This window comes from Halioxenophilus sp. WMMB6, assembly GCF_033283405.1.
Lineage (GTDB): Bacteria > Pseudomonadota > Gammaproteobacteria > Pseudomonadales > Cellvibrionaceae > Halioxenophilus.
Window position 1 is genome coordinate 522,063 of the sequence record NZ_JAWMQR010000001.1, and the last position, 18,449, is coordinate 540,511.

16 protein-coding genes are annotated in these 18,449 nt (G+C 52.9%); 12 read left to right on the forward strand and 4 right to left on the reverse strand.

Annotated features, from left to right (window positions below):
• Positions 1-166: 166 nt before the first annotated feature.
• From SBL51_RS02260 to trxB, 3 genes are all read right to left on the reverse strand, one after another.
• Positions 167-883 (reverse strand): arginyltransferase, encoded by a 717-nt coding sequence (locus tag SBL51_RS02260; protein WP_317928854.1) that lies wholly within the window; start codon positions 881-883, stop codon positions 167-169.
• Between the two features lie 86 nt (positions 884-969).
• Entirely contained in the window at positions 970-1,662 is a 693-nt protein-coding gene (aat, locus tag SBL51_RS02265) for a leucyl/phenylalanyl-tRNA--protein transferase (protein WP_317928855.1), read from the reverse strand.
• Between the two features lie 69 nt (positions 1,663-1,731).
• The gene (gene trxB / locus SBL51_RS02270; protein WP_317928857.1) at positions 1,732-2,682 is read right to left on the reverse strand and encodes a thioredoxin-disulfide reductase; all 951 of its coding nucleotides are present in this window, start codon (positions 2,680-2,682) and stop codon (positions 1,732-1,734) included.
• A gap of 450 nt (positions 2,683-3,132) precedes the next feature.
• Between trxB and SBL51_RS02275 the strand changes: the two genes are divergently transcribed.
• The 10 genes from SBL51_RS02275 to SBL51_RS02320 all read left to right on the forward strand — a co-directional run bounded on the left by SBL51_RS02275 (position 3,133) and on the right by SBL51_RS02320 (position 14,501).
• Positions 3,133-5,472: a DNA translocase FtsK gene (locus SBL51_RS02275; RefSeq protein ID WP_317928858.1), complete on the forward strand. Its 2,340-nt coding sequence runs from the start codon at positions 3,133-3,135 to the stop codon at positions 5,470-5,472.
• A 16-nt stretch (positions 5,473-5,488) separates the two neighbouring features.
• A complete protein-coding gene (gene lolA, locus SBL51_RS02280; protein ID WP_317928860.1) occupies positions 5,489-6,112 on the forward strand; it encodes an outer membrane lipoprotein chaperone LolA in 624 nt (207 codons plus the stop codon).
• A 6-nt stretch (positions 6,113-6,118) separates the two neighbouring features.
• Positions 6,119-7,486, forward strand: a complete 1,368-nt coding sequence (locus SBL51_RS02285) for a replication-associated recombination protein A (protein ID WP_317928862.1) — start codon at positions 6,119-6,121, stop codon at positions 7,484-7,486.
• Between the two features lie 27 nt (positions 7,487-7,513).
• Entirely contained in the window at positions 7,514-7,888 is a 375-nt protein-coding gene (gene crcB, locus SBL51_RS02290) for a fluoride efflux transporter CrcB (protein ID WP_317928863.1), read from the forward strand.
• Between the two features lie 24 nt (positions 7,889-7,912).
• Entirely contained in the window at positions 7,913-9,193 is a 1,281-nt protein-coding gene (gene serS, locus SBL51_RS02295) for a serine--tRNA ligase (protein ID WP_317928864.1), read from the forward strand.
• A 6-nt stretch (positions 9,194-9,199) separates the two neighbouring features.
• The gene (gene cobA, locus SBL51_RS02300) at positions 9,200-9,961 is read left to right on the forward strand and encodes a uroporphyrinogen-III C-methyltransferase (RefSeq protein WP_317928865.1); all 762 of its coding nucleotides are present in this window, start codon (positions 9,200-9,202) and stop codon (positions 9,959-9,961) included.
• Positions 9,962-10,257: 296 nt separating this feature from the next.
• Positions 10,258-11,877 (forward strand): methyl-accepting chemotaxis protein, encoded by a 1,620-nt coding sequence (locus SBL51_RS02305; RefSeq protein WP_317928867.1) that lies wholly within the window; start codon positions 10,258-10,260, stop codon positions 11,875-11,877.
• Between the two features lie 14 nt (positions 11,878-11,891).
• Positions 11,892-12,146 (forward strand): hypothetical protein, encoded by a 255-nt coding sequence (locus SBL51_RS02310; protein ID WP_317928869.1) that lies wholly within the window; start codon positions 11,892-11,894, stop codon positions 12,144-12,146.
• Between the two features lie 148 nt (positions 12,147-12,294).
• On the forward strand, positions 12,295-13,662 hold the full coding sequence (gene gorA, locus SBL51_RS02315; RefSeq protein ID WP_317928871.1) for a glutathione-disulfide reductase: 1,368 nt from the start codon (positions 12,295-12,297) through the stop codon (positions 13,660-13,662).
• A 17-nt stretch (positions 13,663-13,679) separates the two neighbouring features.
• Positions 13,680-14,501 carry a sterol desaturase family protein gene (locus SBL51_RS02320; protein ID WP_317928872.1) on the forward strand — a complete coding sequence of 274 codons (822 nt, stop codon included), beginning with the start codon at positions 13,680-13,682 and terminating at the stop codon, positions 14,499-14,501.
• Position 14,502: 1 nt separating this feature from the next.
• On the opposite strand, the gene SBL51_RS02325 is transcribed toward SBL51_RS02320, so the two are convergent.
• A complete protein-coding gene (locus SBL51_RS02325) occupies positions 14,503-15,456 on the reverse strand; it encodes an AraC family transcriptional regulator (RefSeq protein WP_317928873.1) in 954 nt (317 codons plus the stop codon).
• A gap of 101 nt (positions 15,457-15,557) precedes the next feature.
• Here SBL51_RS02325 and SBL51_RS02330 point away from each other — a divergent pair, with 101 nt between their 5' ends.
• A complete protein-coding gene (locus SBL51_RS02330; protein WP_317928874.1) occupies positions 15,558-17,090 on the forward strand; it encodes a CoA-acylating methylmalonate-semialdehyde dehydrogenase in 1,533 nt (510 codons plus the stop codon).
• A gap of 176 nt (positions 17,091-17,266) precedes the next feature.
• Positions 17,267-18,433, forward strand: coding sequence for an acyl-CoA dehydrogenase family protein (locus tag SBL51_RS02335; RefSeq protein ID WP_317928875.1), 1,167 nt, complete (start codon positions 17,267-17,269; stop codon positions 18,431-18,433).
• Positions 18,434-18,449 lie beyond the last annotated feature (16 nt).

Below are 18,449 nucleotides of genomic sequence, written 5' to 3' on the forward strand. Positions count from 1 at the left end.
CCCGTATAAAAGAGGCGGGAATTGTGCCTGAATATTGGCCGCACGCCAAGCCTCATCGAGCATAAATAGTGAAGGTCTGCCACGGGATGTTTGGCTAAAACAGAGGTGTAGCGGGCTTGGAGCAGAATTTCGTTAATAAATTGCGGACGCTAGGTGCAGGGCAGGGTTACTCAAAATGGTCTGCTTGTGACCAAAATCCAGACTGGAACAGTTCCAGAGGCTGGAATTTGGTTTTATAGCTCATTTTGCGGCAGTTTTTAATCCAATAACCAAGGTAAACATGGTGTAAACCGCTTTCTAGGGCGATTTTAATTTGGGCCAGTACTGCATAGGTGCCTAGGCTACGGTGCTGCATATCCGGGTCAAAAAACGTATAGACCGCCGAGAGACCGTTATCCAATAGGTCGATGACAGCAACGGCCACGAGTTTGCCATCAAGCCGCATTTCAAGATAGCGGGTTACCCCCCACTCTGAAGTAAGAAAAGAGTGATACTGCTGGCGGCTGGGTGGGTACATGTCACCATCGATATGGCGCACGTTAATGTAGTGTTGATACAGATCATAGTACTCAGCCGCATTGATATCGTTTATCACCTTTAGCTGCAGGTCGGAGTTTTGCTTGGCGCAGCGCTTTTGCTGACGGTTGGCGCGGAAAAGCGCTACTGGGATACGCGCGGGAATGCACGCGGTGCACCCGGTACAGTCCGGCCGGTAAAGGTGCTGTCCACTACGCCGGAAACCCACCTCCGAGAGCTGGCTATAGACCTTTTTATTGATGCTGGCATCCGGGTCGACAAAAAGGGTAGTCGCTATTTCATCCTCTAAATAGCTGCAGGCGTGAGGGTGTGTTGCGAAAAGGCGTAAATTTGCGATGGTAGTCACATCTATATCCCGATTAGCGACTTAATCCTATTTCACCACTCCATTTACAAGCAATATCCAGGCTACCTGAGCCTAAATTCGTGGCTTCAAATCAGATTACCGGGTTTTGGCAAGCCTGCAAAGCGTTGTTTGGCGCCAATAATCGACTCAAATTGCCCTCGATCTATTTCACAGGCACCAAGTGAGAGGAGGTGGTTGGAGGTTACCTGGCAGTCGATCAACTTGTAATCAAGTTCCTGCAGTTTGGTCGCAAGCGTGATGAAGCCGAATTTGGAGGCATTGGCTTCCAGACTGAACATCGATTCTCCATAGAAAATCTTGTTCATGGCGATACCATACAGGCCACCAATCAGACGCTCATCCTGCCAAACTTCAACACTGTGGGCGTAGCCCAACTGGTGCAAGTTTATATACGCCTGCTTGAGTTGTTCTGTTATCCAGGTGCCCTGGGCGTGTCGGCGTGTTTCACCACACTGGTGAATAACCTCAGCAAAAGCTTGGTCGTAGGTAACCCGGTATTCACCTTTGCGAATCAGTTTAGCCAAGCTCTTGGAACAGTGCGCCTGTTGCGGGAAAACGACACAGCGGGGGTTGGGGCTCCACCAGAGAATGGGTTCACCTTCGTTATACCAGGGAAAGATGCCGAGAGAGTAGGCTCTTACCAGACGAGCACTGCTGAGATCGCCTCCAGCTGCCAGTAATCCATTGGGTAAGGTAAGGGCGTAGTCGGTATTGGGGAATTCGATATCGGCTCGGTCGAGCCAGGGTATGTTGACCACTGATTTGCAGCTTCCGAATAGGCTGATGCCAAAAGGGAGGGGGCAAGAGCAACCTTGCCCCCGCGCTGGTTACTCCAGGCCGTCGAGATATTTTTCAGCGTCCAGAGCAGCCATACAACCGGCACCGGCTGAGGTAATAGCTTGGCGATATACCTGGTCGGCAACATCACCCGCCGCAAAAACACCAGGCACACTGGTTACTGTTGCAAAGCCCGCGGAGCCGCTTTTCACTTTAATATAGCCGTTGTCCATATCCAATTGGCCTTGGAAAATGTCGGTGTTGGGCTTATGGCCAATGGCGATAAAGACGCCGCTCACAGGTATCTCTTTACTGCTGTCGTCCTTGGTGCTTTTCAGGCGCAACGCATTAACACCCTGATCATCACCCAGCACTTCATCCAGCGTTTGGTTCCACTCTAAGCGAACGTTGCCGTTTTCTGCTTTGGCCAGCAGTTTATCTTGCAGTATTTTCTCAGAGCGGAGAGAGTCACGGCGGTGAATCAGAGTAACTTCAGCACAGATATTTGATAGATAGAGAGCCTCCTCTACGGCGGTATTGCCGCCACCAACTACCGCAACCTTTTGGTCCCGGTAGAAGAAGCCATCACAAGTGGCACAGGCGCTAACGCCGCGGCCGGCAAAAGCCTCTTCTGAGGGCAGACCCAAATATTGGGCAGAGGCGCCGGTACAGATGATAAGAGCATCACAAGTGTAAGAGTCCGAGCCCTTTAACATGAAAGGGCGAACGGAGAGGTCAACCTCTTCGATATGGTCAAAGACAATCTCTGTATCAAAACGCTCAGCATGGGCCTGCATCTCCATCATCAAGTCAGGGCCCTGCAGATCATGGCGGCCGCCTGGCCAGTTCTCGACCTCGGTGGTGGTGGTAAGTTGCCCACCTTGCTGCATACCGGTAATAACTACGGGCTTAAGATTTGCGCGAGCTGCATAGATAGCGGCTGTATAACCAGCCGGGCCGGAGCCTAGGATGATCAATTGGTGATGTTTCGCTTCACTCATTTCTAGACCTTTGACGTAATTTGAACAGTAAATGGTTAATAAGGTTGGATGATCAGACCGATTGAGATGACTTGATTCTTAACAGTTTGGTTGAATTACTGTCACAAACTCTATGGTTTATAAAGGTTTTTTCTCTTTGATTGGTCTGTCAGGCTTTGCAATAATTTGGTGACGACAGATAATAGGGCATTGGTCTGTTCGACTCAAAATTATCTTGATCTATCATTTGCATAGTGGCAAGCAATTAAAAATAGCCTTGCAATTGCATTTCGTAAATCGATGGGCGGCGCTCTGAGTGAACTGCTAGCCAGCTCGACTCTCCAACCGGAGGCGCAGTGGGCTATTTTCAAAGGTTGGCGGACCGCCCCCTCGATGTAGGTCTATTCGGCCGCATTACCTAATCAGTTGGCCATACTTGGCCATAAGCTAGTTGAGTACTGGAGACTCCATTTGACACAAGCAGAGACAGAGTCAGGCTTCACCACCGGGGCACACAAGTTGCGTCGCATCCTTACCGAGGGTGTGCTGGTGATCCTGGTGGCATTGTGCCTTTTTCTGGTATTGGCTCTGGTAACCTACGACGCTACTGACCCCGGTTGGACCAGTACCGGGAGCGGCGGCAATATCAATAATGCGGGTGGGGCGATTGGCGCCTGGCTAGCGGATGTCTTCTACCTGTTATTTGGCTATATCGCCTATCTGTTCCCCGCACTGATTGCCGTGCGTATATGGCGGATTTTGGTCAACCGCAAAAGAGAGGCTCCGGAGTTCGATTGGGTACTGTTTGCCCTGCGTTTGATCGGCTTGGCAGTGGTTATGGTAGCGGGAACCGGTTTGGTTTCGCTCAAGTTTGGCCTCGATTCCAGCTCTCTGCCGCTCTCCAATGGCGGCATTCTTGGCGCCACCGTCAGCCAATCCATTGAGTCCGCTTTCAGCTTCATAGGTGGCACGCTCATTCTGGTGGCGCTGTTTCTGTTCGGTTTGACGGTTTTTACCGATCTCTCGTGGCTGAAGGTGATGGAGTCCATCGGGGCCGGGGTGCTGAAAACCATCGCACACTTTCGGACTAAGCGTGAGCACAAGCGTGAAATACGTACCGAGCGTGAAATAGCCGCTGCCGCTGTGCAAGAGCGCCAGGAGAGCCGTGCCAAACGTAAGCAGGCACTGGAAAAAGCCGAGCCTATCGCTATTACCCCGCCCAAGCCTAAACCCAAGCCCAGCGAACGGGTGCAGAAAGAGAAGCAGGCGACGCTCTTCAACGAACCAGTGGTCGGTGAATTGCCAGCTATTTCATTGTTGGACCCAGCAGATCACGATGAGCGTAAGGGTTTCTCGGAAGAGTCACTGACCGCAATGAGTAAGCTGTTGGAACTTAAACTGCAGGACTTCGGCATCAGCGCCGAGGTGGTCGCGGTGATGCCAGGGCCGGTGGTCACCCGCTTTGAGCTGCAGCCGGCACCGGGCATTAAAGCTGCTCGCATCACCAATCTGGCGAAAGATTTGGCACGCTCTCTGGCCGTTATCAGCGTACGGGTGGTGGAGGTTATTCCCGGCAAATCGGTGGTGGGTATTGAGATACCCAATGAGCAGCGCCAGATGGTACGCCTAAGCGAGGTGTTGGAGAGCAGCAAATACGATAAGGCCAAGTCGCCGCTATCGCTGGCTTTGGGGCAGGATATCGCGGGTGAGCCGGTTATCGCCGATTTAGCCAAGATGCCCCACCTGCTGGTTGCCGGTACCACCGGCTCTGGTAAGTCGGTCGGCGTTAATGTGATGCTGTTAAGCCTGCTGTTCAAATCGTCGCCCGAAGAGGTGCGGTTGATTCTGGTCGACCCGAAAATGTTGGAACTCTCGGTCTACGAGGGTATCCCACATCTACTGACCCCTGTGGTCACCGATATGAACGACGCCGCCAACGGCCTGCGTTGGTGTGTGGGTGAGATGGAGCGCCGCTACAAGTTGATGGCGGCTTTGGGCGTGCGCAATATTGCCGGGTACAACCGCCAGGTCGAGGATGCCATCAAGGCCGGCACACCCATTAAAGACCCTCTATTCAAGCCGGAGGAGCACTACGAACCGGGTGCCGAAGAGGCTACCGCTCCAGACCTGGAGACCCTGCCTTATATCGTGGTGGTTATTGATGAATTTGCCGACATGATGATGATTGTCGGTAAGAAGGTAGAACAGCTCATTGCCCGAATCGCGCAAAAGGCCCGGGCGGCCGGTATCCATCTGATACTCGCCACCCAGCGACCATCAGTGGATGTGATTACCGGCCTGATTAAAGCCAACGTACCGACGCGTATGGCCTTCCAGGTCTCCTCCAAGATCGACTCCCGTACGATTATCGACCAGGGCGGGGCGGAGCAGCTGCTCGGCCATGGCGATATGCTCTATCTGCCTCCCGGTAGCGGCGTTCCAGTTCGGGTACACGGTGCATTTGTGGATGATCACGAAGTGCATAAGGTGGTTGAGGATTGGAAACGCCGGGGCAGCCCCAACTATTTGGACGAAATCGTCGATGAGAGCGCCAACAGTATTCCGGTACCGGGCTTGGCCACGGAAGGTGGCGATGACGAAGATGCGGAATCTGACCCTCTTTACGACGAAGCTGTTGAATTCGTAACGGAGTCGCGCAAGGCTTCTATCTCCTCCCTGCAGCGTAAACTGCGCGTTGGTTATAACCGGGCTGCCCGTCTAATTGAAACCATGGAGGCTGCCGGTGTGGTGAGCGACATGGGCCCCAACGGCAACCGGCAGGTGTTGGCACCGCCGCCCCCCAAACACTAAGTGAGTTAATTCTAATATGAAGTTATGGCCCTCTTTCATAGGCATGCTATTGGCGGTTGTGAGTTCGTTTACCAGTGCTGGTGGCGAACAACAAAGATTGATCGAACTGCTCGAGCCCTTAGCCAGCTCCACCGGCCAGTTCAAACAGATAACCAAAGATGCCAGCGACGCTGTTATCCAGTCGTCGGAAGGGACTTTTGCCATCCAGCAGCCCGGCAAGTTTATGTGGCGTACCTCTGCGCCTTACGAGCAGTTGTTGGTCTCGGACGGCCAAACCATCTGGCTCTACGACCCAGATTTGGAACAGGTTACCATCAAGCCCGCCTCCGGCCAGAAAGATCAACTGCCCATTCGTATTTTGAGCGGTGATTTCGACCTATTAGGCAGCGAATTTTCCATTCAATCGGGTGCTGCCACTGGCAGCCAGCAGGTGTTTAGTCTTCGCCCCTTGGCCCCAGGCTCACTAACTAACATCGATTTGGTATTCGACGGTAGCCAATTGGTGGCCATGCACGTTCAAGATGCTTCAAAAACGGTCACTCAGTTTGAGTTTGTCGGTCGTCGTGACCTCACCACTCAAGACGAAGCACAATTTAAGTTTCAAATACCAGAAGGCGCTGATGTCTTCTATGACGAATAGCGGACAATGACCCAATCTCTGTTCGATCAGCAGGAAAACGAGCACCAACCGCTGGCGGCGCGAATGCGGCCAAGATCACTGGCGGAGTATGTTGGTCAACAGCATCTGTTGGCAGAGGGCAAGCCACTGCGCAAGGCGTTGGCCTGTGACAAACTGCACTCCATGATTCTTTGGGGGCCGCCAGGGGTAGGTAAAACCTCGCTGGCGCACACCATTGCGGAATCCTCCGGAGCCTATTTCGAACCGCTCTCCGCAGTGCTGGCGGGTGTGAAAGAGGTGAGGGCGGCGGTAGAGATGGCCAAACAGCGGCGTGCTGGCCGAGGCCAATCGACGGTGGTGTTTGTCGATGAGGTGCACCGCTTTAACAAGTCTCAGCAGGACGCCTTTCTGCCCCATGTGGAGGATGGCAGCATCGTTTTGATTGGTGCCACTACCGAGAACCCATCCTTCGAATTAAACAACGCGTTGCTGTCCCGCTGCCGCGTCTATCTGCTTAAAAGCCTCACCGAAGACGATCTCAGCGGCCTGCTGCAACAGGCGTTGACAGACCACCAGCGTGGCCTCGGCACACAGCAGCTGACAATAACCGCCGACGCCCGTCAACGGTTGATAGTGGCAGCTCAGGGTGATGCTCGAATGCTGCTCAACCTGTTGGAGATGTGCAGCGATCTTTTGGGGGAATCGGAGCGGGAGATCAACCTAGCGTTGCTCAACGAGGTGCTCTCATCCGATGTACGCCGTTTTGATAAGGGGGGAGATCTCTTTTACGACCAAATCTCCGCTTTGCACAAATCTCTGCGCGGCAGCGACCCAGACGCAGCGCTCTACTGGTTCGCCAGAATGCTTGATGGTGGCTGTGACCCCTTGTATATTGCCCGGCGCTTGGTGCGCATGGCCAGCGAGGATATCGGCAATGCTGACCCGCGCGCTCTGGAGATAGCCCTGAACGCCTGGTTGGCACAAGAACGCCTGGGTAGTCCGGAGGGTGAGCTGGTGATTGCCCAGGCGGTTACCTACCTGGCCTGCGCGGCCAAGAGCAACGCCGTCTACAACGCATTCAATGCGGTGAGGGCCGATATAAAAAGCCAGCCCTCATACGAGGTTCCCTATCATCTACGTAATGCACCAACGAAATTGATGGAACAGCAGGGCTTTGGCGATGGTTACCGCTATGCCCACGATGAACCCGAGGCCTTTGCCGCCGGTGAGAATTACTTTCCTGAACCCCTGCGGGAGAGCCGGTACTACAACCCGCCAGCGCGTGGTCTGGAGATTAAAATCGGGGAAAAACTGCAGTATCTGCGGGCACTTAACCAAAACAGCCCGCGGCAGCGATACGGACAACAGGCCAATGAACCTAATGAGCAAGATTAAACCCATAGCAACCAAAGGAGTGATGCCTTGGCTTGGTTAGCGGTAGCGCTAGGTGGCGCCATGGGGGCCATGGCCCGTTTCGGAATCAGCACCTACTGGTTGCCAGTAATCCCTGGCCGATTCCCCTGGTCCACGTTGTTGGTTAATGTGTTAGGTTCGTTTTGCATTGGCGTGCTGTACGTCATTATCGTGGAGAAGGCGCTGTGGTCGCACCAGTGGCGAATCCTGTTAATGACGGGCTTTCTGGGCGCCTTAACCACCTTCTCAACCTTTTCGATTGAGTCGGTAAACCTACTGCAGCGGGGGCAGGGGCTATTGGCCATTACCTACGCGGGTAGCACCTTACTGGCCTGTATCGCCGCCAGCGCCATGGGGCTCTGGTCTACCGCCCGGATCCTATAATTTTCAAACTGAAACAGATTCATTATGTTAGATGCCAAATACGTTCGTACCAACCCAGCCGAGGTGGCTGAGAAGCTTAAAAAACGCCACTTCGTACTCGATGCCCAGCTGATTGAATCCCTTGAGGGCCGCCGGCGTGAGTTACAGCTCTCGGCCGAATCCCTGCAACAGGAACGCAACAGCCGTTCTAAGAGCATTGGCCAAGCCAAGGCGAAAGGGGAGGACATTGCACCTCTGTTGGCGGAAGTGGAGTCGCTTAAGGCGTCACTTCTGAGCGCGGAGCAGGCACTGGGCGAAGTGCAGAGCGCGCTGGACACTCTACTGGCCGGTATTCCCAATATCCCCGACGACGAAGTACCCAATGGCAACAGCGAAGATGACAACATCGAAATTCGTCGCTGGGGCGAGCCGAAGAGTTTCGACTTCGAGGTAAAAGACCATGTCGACCTGGGGCTGCAATTGGGCCAACTCGACCTGGAGTGTGCCGCCAAGCTGACTGGCTCCCGCTTTGCGGTGATGAGGGGTGGCCTGGCCCGACTGCAGCGGGCACTAACCCAATTCATGCTTAATACCCACCAGGATTGCCACGGTTATCAAGAGATCTACGTGCCCTACATCGTCAATCAGGACTCCCTGTTCGGCACCGGACAGTTGCCTAAGTTTGAAGAGGATCTCTTTAAACTGACCGACGATCGTGAGTTTTATTTGATTCCAACCGCCGAGGTCCCGGTCACCAACACCCTGCGCGGTGAAATCGTCGATGAGGGCAGCCTGCCACTTAAGTATGTCTGCCACAGCCCCTGTTTCCGCAGTGAGGCCGGCGCCTATGGCCGCGATACCCGCGGCATGATTCGTCAGCACCAGTTCGAGAAGGTGGAGATGGTGCAATTTGTTCGGCCGTCAGAGTCTGATCAGGCGCTAGAGGATCTAACCGGCCACGCTGAAGCTATTCTACAAGCGCTGGGTTTGCCTTATCGCACGGTAATTCTGTGTGGTGGCGATATCGGCTTTTCCGCTGCGCGCACCTATGACATTGAGGTCTGGTTGCCATCCCAGGAGAAATACCGTGAAATCTCCTCCTGCAGTAACTTCCGGGATTTCCAGGCGCGCCGCATGATGGCCCGATACCGCAACAAAGAGACCGGTAAGCCCGAATTGCTGCATACCCTGAACGGCTCCGGCCTGGCGGTGGGGCGCACCTTGATTGCGGTGATGGAAAACTACCAACGGGCCGATGGCAGCATTGCCATTCCCGAAGTTCTGCAACCCTACCTGGGCGGTAAAACAGTAATTGAGGCAAGCTAGTGAGCAATGACCACTGACGCGAGCAACAGGCCAAAACTTGGCAAGGTTTTCCTGGTGGGAGCCGGGCCTGGCGATCCAGAACTGCTAACGCTCAAAGCGTATCGGGTTTTGCAGGCCGCTGAAGTGGTACTTTACGATCGTTTGGTCTCGCCCGAGATCATGACGTTGCTGCCTGAAAGCGCCACTCAGGTTTATGTTGGTAAGCGCCGTGCGGATCACAGTGTGCCTCAGACGGATATCGGCCAACTGCTTGTCGATTACGCCCTGAAGGGTAAATTCACTGTTCGGCTCAAGGGGGGCGACCCCTTTATCTTTGGCCGCGGTGGTGAAGAGCTGGAGCAGCTGGCAGCGGCTGAGATTCCATTTGAGGTTATCCCCGGCATTACTGCCGCCTCCGGCTGTGCCGCTTCCGCAGGCATTCCCCTAACGCACCGCGACTACTCCCAATCAGTAAGGTTTATCACCGGCCATCTGCAGGATGGCTCAATCAACCTGGATTGGGAGGCACTACGCTCGCCCAATCAAACCCTGGTTTTTTATATGGGGCTGGTGGGTTTAACCACAATTGCCGCGACCATGATCAGTATGGGGCGCTCGCCAGATACCCCGCTTGCCGTGATTGAAAAGGGCACAACCCCGCAAGAAAAGATCCATATATCCTCCCTGGCTAATGTAGAAGACCTACTAGCTACTACTGTTATCTCGGCGCCCACACTTATCATTATTGGTGATGTGGTCAAATTACACGCGCTGCTTGCCAAATCCTGATCAGAAAACACGCAATCCGCTCGGCTATCCGTTCACTCCCTAGTCAGCCACGGCTGGCGGTTAATTCCCTGTTGGCGCCTAGTTTTTCCAGGGATCTGAACTAGGCTATTAGCAATACATAGTATCCGCTGCGGGTTGTGCTAGACCGGCTAATGACAAAATTTTCTGCTGCCATAAAGATTTATACCTACCTGCCGATCTATAAACCGATAGAAAACAGCTTTTGGAGCAAAGTGTCCCAAAGCCGCACTCTACATTAGCTATGCAATACCAAAGCGATTGCGAGGATAAATATAATGAATTGGCTCGGTAGCCTACGTATTAAGTACAAGATTCTTTCAGTGGCCTTAGTGGGGACTGTCGGCTTCCTAGTGTTTCTGGGGCTGATTGTTAACACAGGTAAAGCCAATAATCAGCGATTAGAGCAGGTCCGTTCGGTTCATTTTCCCATGCTGGAGATGGCTAACAGCAATATTGTGCTGCTGGATCGGGCAAATGAGCTAATGGGCAATGCGGCCAGTACCGGTGAGCATGAGATGCTGAAACTTGCCCGCAAATCGGTGACGGATCTGAATGCCAACCTCGATAAGCAAAATGAGTTAAACCCTGGGTTTACCTCAGATATCGCCGCCGTGCGACGCTCCGTCAATAACTACTTCGAAAAATCCGCAGCGCTCACCAGCTCTATGATTGACGGTACTGTCGATTTTAATCAATTGGCCGATTTGGCCGACGAGAAATCCCGTTTGGGCGATCTTGCCAACGCCAATCTGCGGGATTTCCGCGAAAAAGCGTTAACCACCTTTTCCGATACCATCAAAACGGTGAATGAAGCTCAGACAGATAACCTCACCATGGGCATGATCATTGGCGGCATTACCATTACCGCTCTGGTTGTGATTGGTTTTAGTGTGGCACTCCTGGTCACCGGTAGTATTGAGCAGGTTATTCGCTCCCTGAAAGATATCGCCGAAGGCGAGGGAGACCTAACCCAACGGCTACCACGCTCCACTAAAGACGAAGTGGGTGAGCTGGTGCAGTGGTTTAACGTCTTTGTTGAGAAGCTGCATGGCACTATCGGTGAAGTTGTACGCGTAATTCCACCGCTGACCTCGGTTGCCCAAGACCTCAATTCGGTCTCCTCGGAAACGTCTCAAGTCTCTCAGCGCCAGTCGCAATCGGCCAATATTGTCTCCTCAGCCATGGATGAGATGTTGGGCAGCGTCAATGCCGTTGCCAATAACGCGGGCTCCGCGGCACAAGCTGCCTCTGACGCCGATATGGAAGCGAAAGAGGGGCTCTCCATTGTGCAGAATACGGTAGTAACTATTAATGATCTGGCCGCCGAGGTGGAGCGCGCCGCTGAGGTGATCGTTCAGCTGGAAGCCGACACCGAAAGTGTTGGCGGTATTCTGGATGTGATTAAAGGTATTGCCGAGCAAACCAACCTACTCGCGTTGAACGCGGCTATTGAGGCTGCGCGGGCGGGAGAGCAGGGGCGCGGTTTCGCAGTAGTGGCCGATGAAGTTCGCACCTTGGCATCACGGACTCAGGAGTCCACCCACGAGATCCAAAAAGTGATTGAGCAGCTCCAGTCGGCGGCGCAGTCAGCAGTGCAGGTGATGGCGCACGGTAAAGAGCAGGCTCAGAAGAGTGTTGATCAAGCCGGGGCAACCGGAGCATCATTACAGGCGATTACCGCCAAGGTAACCTCGATTACTGACATGAACCAACAAATAGCCCATGCAACCGAAACCCAGCAGCGTTTTGCTAACGATATACAGCAGAATGTTTTGAGTATGCGCGATGCCTCTGAGGTGGCCGAGCAGAGTACCGACCGGGTAAACAACCTGAGTACCAGCTTGCAGCAGTTGGCGGATCAGCTACAGCAGGTGGCCTTGCAATTTAGAGTCTAGAGGTCGCAGGCGTTATGGAGCCTATTCACAACAAGCGTATCTACACTCCACCCACTAAGGAGACCCGGAAGACGCCGGCGGTGGAACAGGCTCATGCGACCAATCCGATTGCCCCCAGCAATCCGACCAAATCACCACTACCTGTCTCCCACCCCAAAGTGGAGCGTCGTTCCGGCAAGGAGCGACGCCAAGGCTCGCCCCGTGAGTTTCTTGAGCTGCGCTCCGGTCGCGATCGCCGCAAGCGTAATTCCGTCGATATAAAAGTTTAACGCCTAACCACGCCAGCCTATTTATCCCCAGCTATTAGCCCTGCTTGAGTCAGCCGCCGATCGGATCGTGGCTTGGCCAGGCCGCAGTTTACACACGCTAGTCTGATCAGCGTAGAATAGTCCCAATTTTTTGGGGGCTGTAAATTCTATGTCGCGATACGATTTCGACCTTTTTGTGATTGGCGCTGGCTCTGGTGGGGTAAGAGCAAGCCGCACCGCTGCCAGCCAGGGCATACGCGTGGCAGTGGCTGAGGAGCTGTTTCTCGGTGGTACCTGTGTCAACGTCGGTTGCGTGCCGAAAAAGCTATTTGTTTATGGTTCACACCTACCCGAAGAGGTTGATATCGGCCGCGGCTTCGGTTGGAGTGTTGATAATCTCAGCTTTGATTGGCCCACCCTGCGCGACAATAAAACCCGGGAAATCGAACGATTAAATGGTATCTATCAACGTCTGCTCGACAACTCAGGAGTGAAGCTATTTAACGGTCGCGCCACCCTGTTGGACGCTCACTCTGTGTTAATCAATGGGGAAACAGTCACTGCAGAACGGATTTTGGTTTGTGTTGGTGGTTGGCCCTATATTCCCGACTTTCCCGGCAATGACTGGGTGATCAGCTCCAACGAGGCCTTCTACCTGGAGGAGTTTCCAAGCCGCGTTCTGGTGGTGGGCGGTGGTTATATCGCCGTTGAATTTGCCGGTATCTTCAATGGGCTGGGCGCTAAAACCCAACTCGCCTATCGTGGGCCGCTTTTCTTAAGGGGTTTTGACGGTGAGGTTCGTGAATTTCTTGCAGAGCAGCTACCACACAAAGGCATCGATCTCCTGTTTGAGACAGAAATCAGCGCGATTGAGAAACTCGATGACGGCTCGTTACAGGTTGAATTTAATAACGGCCGCAGCACGGTGGTCGACTGTGTCATGTATGCCACCGGCCGCACCCCGAAAACCACTGGGCTTGGCCTGGAAAATACCCAGGTCGAGCTCGATAGCAATGGAGCGATTGTTGTCGACCAAAACTTTCAAACACGAGAGCCTTCAATTTATGCCATCGGCGATGTCATCGATCGTGTGGCCCTAACGCCAGTTGCTTTGGCAGAAGCGATGGTATTGGTCGATCATCTCTACGGCGAACAACAAAAACAGATCGATTACCAAAATATTCCCACAGCGGTTTTTTCCCAACCCAATATCGGCACTGTAGGCTTAACCCAGGAGGAGGCAGTAGCAAATTACAAGGTTGTTAAGGTGTTCCGCTCCAGTTTTAAACCAATGAAGTTAACATTGGGTAACCATAATGAACGCACCTTTATGAAGCTGCTGGTCGATGGCGAGACCGATAAAATTATTGGCGCGCATATGGTCGGTTCTGAAGCGGGAGAGATCATTCAGGGTTTGGGGATTGCCATCAAGGCCGGTGCCACCAAAGCACATTTCGACTCCACGTTAGGTATTCATCCAACCAGCGCTGAAGAGTGGGTGACCATGCGTGAGGTTAGTGAAGTTATCCGCTCGTAAAACGCATTTGACGTACTATGAATGATTCAACCTGGCTAGTTAGTCATGAATCTGCTGTGCGGCTGGCCATATTCCTCGCGACGTTTGTGCTGATGGCGCTGTGGGAGCTGGTGGCACCACTTCAGGCGCTATCGCTCAATAAAGGATGTCGTTGGATTAACAACCTCCTTTTGCTGGTGACTGATAGCGTCGTTTTGCGGATGGCGCTGCCAATCGCCGGCAGCGGTGTAGCGCTTTTCTGCCAAAAACACCAAGTCGGTCTATTCAACAGCGCCAATGTGAGTGTGCCGATTGCTATGTTCTGCTCCATAGTTTTGCTCGATTTAACGCTTTACTGGCAGCATAGAATATTTCATTGGTTACCCTGGTTATGGCGCCTGCACCAGGTGCACCATGCCGACCTCGACTACGATGTCACCACGGGAATCCGCTTTCACCCGTTCGAAATTGTGCTCTCCATGTTAATAAAGATTGCCGCAATTATATTACTAGGTATACCACCCATGGCGGTGGTCGTTTTTGAAGTGTTATTGAATAGCTCGGCGCTCTTTAACCACAGCAATATCAAACTGCCGGGCTGGTTAGACGCCAGGATTCGCCTGGTGGTAGTAACGCCGGCGATGCATCGAGTCCATCACTCCGATCTGTGGCGGGAGAGCAACAGTAACTTTGGTTTCTTTTTGAGCTTTTGGGATCGTTTTTTTCGCTCTTACCTGCCTAAGCCACAAGCTGGGCTGGCTGGTATGAGAATAGGCCTTGATTACGTCCGAACAGAGGCGATAGCCAATAACTTGCCGGCCTTATTACGTATGCCGTTTACAGTAGCGCCCAAGCGATGAACTAAGCGCTGTGCAAAGAGCGGTATTGACTGGGTGAGACGCCCAGCATCTGCTTAAACAGCCTGGAAAAATAGAGCGGATCCTGGTAGCCGAGCCTACTGGCCACACGCTTTATGGGGTCGGTACTGTTATCCAGTAACAGACAAGCGTGTTCCATTTTCAATTGAATGAAATACTGTATCGGTGCGTAGCCTGTGTAGGCTTTGAATTTACGAACGAAGTGAAACTTTGATAGGTGGCATAGTTCGGCCAGGTGGTCGAGGTTGATTTCCTGATGGATATTTGCCCGCATATAGATGAGGGCAGGGCGCAAAGAGTGGTTGAGCGAGCCCTCCTGACTGGGAAGTTGAGCCAAGTAAGCCAGATGCAAAAACAGCGATTTCAAACTACTGGCAATACAGAGGAAATTGGCGAGCGTCAGGCCTCTGCTGCGCATCTCAAACAGCAGCTCAAAATGGCTTTTCACACTCGCCTGCAGGCCAATATTTAGGATGATTGAGTCGCCAAACATCTGTTTTATGTAATTCTCCACCAGCTTTCCATCAAAGTGAACCCAATAGATACTCCAAGGCTTTTGGCTATCGGCCCGGTAGTCGTGGGCATAGCCTGGCGGCAGTAGAATCAGGTTGCCCGCTTGTACTTTATGGTCTGTTTGCTCCAGCATCAGCTCGCCAGCGCCAGCCGCACAATAAATCAATAGATAGGTAATATGCTCTGGTCTTTGCATACTATGTTGCTGGGCTTGAGGGTAAAAACCCATGGCCAACGGATGTAGGTCAGACGCCAGGGGATGCGTAGCTAATTGTTTTAAAAGGGGTTTTGGCGTAATCTGGCGCACCCCGTTATCCGGTAGGGGCCAGTGCGAGGTGAGCCGATCGTCGTGGTTGGTGCTGTCTGAGTTTCCGGCCATACTAATACAGATTTCTATTTTTATGTTGGCGGCAATATAATCCATGTAATTGGCAATTTCGTCAATTTGCAGGGCTTATTGCCTATGTTTAAATGGCCCTGTAACTGCTTACATGCATTTGCGTAATAAATACAAGAGGATTTCACATGTCCAACTTAACCTTCATTGATGCCGAGGGTAGTCAATTTCCAGAGGTAATGCCTCTGTTCATCGGCGGTGAATGGGTTGCCAGCCAAGCGACAGAGACTCTGGATGTAACTGATCCAGCCACTCAAAACGTTTTAACCAAAGTTCCATTCGCGACCGAAGGCGAAGTGAACGCAGCCGTAGCCAGTGCCAAAGAGACCTTCGAAGCCTGGAAGGATGTGCCTGTTCCTACGCGCTCCCGCATTATGCTGAAATATCAGGATCTGCTGAAGCAACACCAGGACGAGTTGGCCACAATCATTTCCCAAGAATTGGGTAAAACCTTTGAAGATGCCAAAGGCGATGTTTGGCGCGGAATCGAGGTGGTCGAGCAGGCAGCCAATATTGCCCCAACCCTGATGGGCGAGACTGTACAGAACGTTGCCACCAAAATCGATACATTCTCACATCTACACCCAGTCGGTGTTTGTGTAGGTATCACCCCGTTTAACTTCCCAGCTATGATTCCGCTGTGGATGTTCCCGCTGGCGATTGCCTGTGGTAATACCTTCATCCTGAAGCCATCGGAGCAGGATCCAATCACTCCAATGCGCTTAATCCAGTTGTTTGAAGAGGCGGGCGCTCCAAAAGGTGTGGTACAACTGGTACACGGTGGCCGTCACCAGGTTGATCAGCTGTTGACTCACCCAGACGTTGCCGCAGTCTCCTTTGTTGGTTCTGTACCTGTGGCCAAACACATCTACAGCACCGGCACCGGTGCCATGAAACGCGTACAAGCGCTGGCAGGTGCTAAAAACCATATGGTCATCATGCCAGACGCTCAAAAACAGCAGGTTATTAACAACCTGATGGGTGCCGCTTGTGGTGCCGCTGGCCAGCGCTGTATGGCCATCTCTGTAGCGGTGTTGGTGGGCGAAGCCCGTGAATGGAAAGATGACCTGGTTAAAGCCTTTGGCTCTATTCGCCCCGGTCACTGGAAAGATCCTCACGCCTCCTACGGCCCACAGATCAGCCCGGCGTCCAAACAGCGTATTATCGATGCCATCGCCAACGGCAAGGCGCAGGGCGCTACCTGTCTGTTGGATGGCAGTGACTGCACTGTCGAAGGCTTCCCGGATGGCAACTGGGTTGGCCCAACCGTTTTTGCCGATGTAACACCAGAGATGGATATCTACAAAGACGAGATCTTTGGCCCGGTATTGTGTTTGGTTGAGGCAGAAACCCTGGACGACGCATTGAAACTGGTAAATGATTGCCCGTTTGGTAACGGCACCTCTATCTTTACCTCTTCTGGCGCCGCCGCACGTAAATACCAGCATGAAGTTCAAGTCGGCATGGTCGGTGTTAACGTGCCCATTCCGGTACCTCTGCCGTTCTTCTCGTTCACCGGCTGGAGAAACTCCTTCTTCGGTGATCACCACGCCTACGGCAAACAAGCGGTGCGCTTCTATACCCGTGCAAAAACCGTTACTCAGCGTTGGTTTGAAGACGATATCGCCAGTGGTCCAAACATGACCATCCACCTGAAGTAATTCAAAGTTAGTGGGGTTGGCAGTGTTGCTGCCAACCCCACAATTTTTACCTCAGGCAACGCTTAATCAATCACCAATATTTGACTGTTTAGAGCCCTCTATTTGGGGGTTCCGGCCACACTCGGCCCAAAAAAGCTTCAGCAGTTTGTCTTACAACTGGCAATAGGAATAAAAAAATGAGCCTACAGTTAACCGAAGATCAACTGGCCTTCCAGGAAGCCGCACGTTCTTTTGCTCGAGGCGAAATGGCTCCTCAGGCAGCCCGCTGGGATGAGGAGAAGATTTTTCCAAGAGAGGTGATTGCCGCAGCCGGTGAATTAGGCTTTTGCGGTATGTACTCACCAGAGGCCTACGGTGGCTTGGGGCTTTCCCGGTTAGACACCACTATTATTCTTGAAGAGTTGGCCGGTGGCTGCACCTCCACGGCGGCGTTTATCTCCATCCACAACATGGCCACCTGGATGCTCTGTACCTGGGGTAGTGAGGCCATCAAATCCGAGTGGGCCGAAAAGCTCACCAGCGGCCAATGTCTCGCCTCCTACTGTTTAACCGAGCCCAACGCGGGCTCTGATGCAGGTTCGCTACGTTCCAGCGCGCGCTTGGACGGTGACGACTACATCATCAACGGCAGTAAGATGTTTATCAGCGGTGCTGGTGCGACCGAAGTGTTAGTCGCCATGATACGCACCGGTGCACCCGATTCCGGCGCCAAGGGAATATCAGCTTTTGCCATTCCCGCGAATCTTCCCGGTATCGAATACGGCAAGAATGAGGTGAAGCTGGGCTGGAATAGCCAGCCTACACGCGCCATCTCATTTGATAATGTACGGGTACCCAAAGAGTGCCTGCTGGGCGAAGAGGGCGAAGGTTTTAAAATTGCCATGAAGGGTATAGATGGCGGCCGCATCAACATTGCCGCCTGCTCAGTTGGTGCCGCGCAAGCCTGTATCGATATCACGCAGGAGTACATCCGCACCCGCCAGCAATTTGGCAAACCCATCGCTGAAAATCAGGCGTTACAGTTCCGTCTGGCTGACATGGTTACCGAGCTGGTGGCCGCCCGCCAGATGGTGCATATGGCCGCGCAAGCGTTGGATATGAACCACCCGGAGAAAACCGTTTACTGTGCAATGGCGAAACGCTTCGCAACCGATGTCGGTTTCGAAGTCTGCAACCAATGTTTGCAGATGCATGGTGGCTATGGTTACCTGCGTGAATACCCCATTGAACGTTACCTGCGCGATGTGCGGGTGCACCAGATATTGGAAGGCTCCAACGAGATTATGCGGGTAATTACTGGTAGGCGTTTACTGCAAGATAACGCCACCCAGGAAGTACGTTAACAATCCTTCACGAATT

Coding starts and splice junctions, on each gene's coding strand:
- SBL51_RS02320 (WP_317928872.1), top strand. CDS start 13,680: ATGAATGATTCAACCTGGCTAGTTAGTCATGAATCTGCTGTGCGGCTG.
- SBL51_RS02335 (WP_317928875.1), top strand. CDS start 17,267: ATGAGCCTACAGTTAACCGAAGATCAACTGGCCTTCCAGGAAGCCGCA.
- SBL51_RS02285 (WP_317928862.1), top strand. CDS start 6,119: ATGACCCAATCTCTGTTCGATCAGCAGGAAAACGAGCACCAACCGCTG.
- lolA (WP_317928860.1), top strand. CDS start 5,489: ATGAAGTTATGGCCCTCTTTCATAGGCATGCTATTGGCGGTTGTGAGT.
- cobA (WP_317928865.1), top strand. CDS start 9,200: ATGACCACTGACGCGAGCAACAGGCCAAAACTTGGCAAGGTTTTCCTG.
- SBL51_RS02310 (WP_317928869.1), top strand. CDS start 11,892: ATGGAGCCTATTCACAACAAGCGTATCTACACTCCACCCACTAAGGAG.
- SBL51_RS02305 (WP_317928867.1), top strand. CDS start 10,258: ATGAATTGGCTCGGTAGCCTACGTATTAAGTACAAGATTCTTTCAGTG.
- trxB (WP_317928857.1), bottom strand. CDS start 2,682: ATGAGTGAAGCGAAACATCACCAATTGATCATCCTAGGCTCCGGCCCG.
- SBL51_RS02325 (WP_317928873.1), bottom strand. CDS start 15,456: ATGGATTATATTGCCGCCAACATAAAAATAGAAATCTGTATTAGTATG.
- serS (WP_317928864.1), top strand. CDS start 7,913: ATGTTAGATGCCAAATACGTTCGTACCAACCCAGCCGAGGTGGCTGAG.
- SBL51_RS02330 (WP_317928874.1), top strand. CDS start 15,558: ATGTCCAACTTAACCTTCATTGATGCCGAGGGTAGTCAATTTCCAGAG.
- gorA (WP_317928871.1), top strand. CDS start 12,295: ATGTCGCGATACGATTTCGACCTTTTTGTGATTGGCGCTGGCTCTGGT.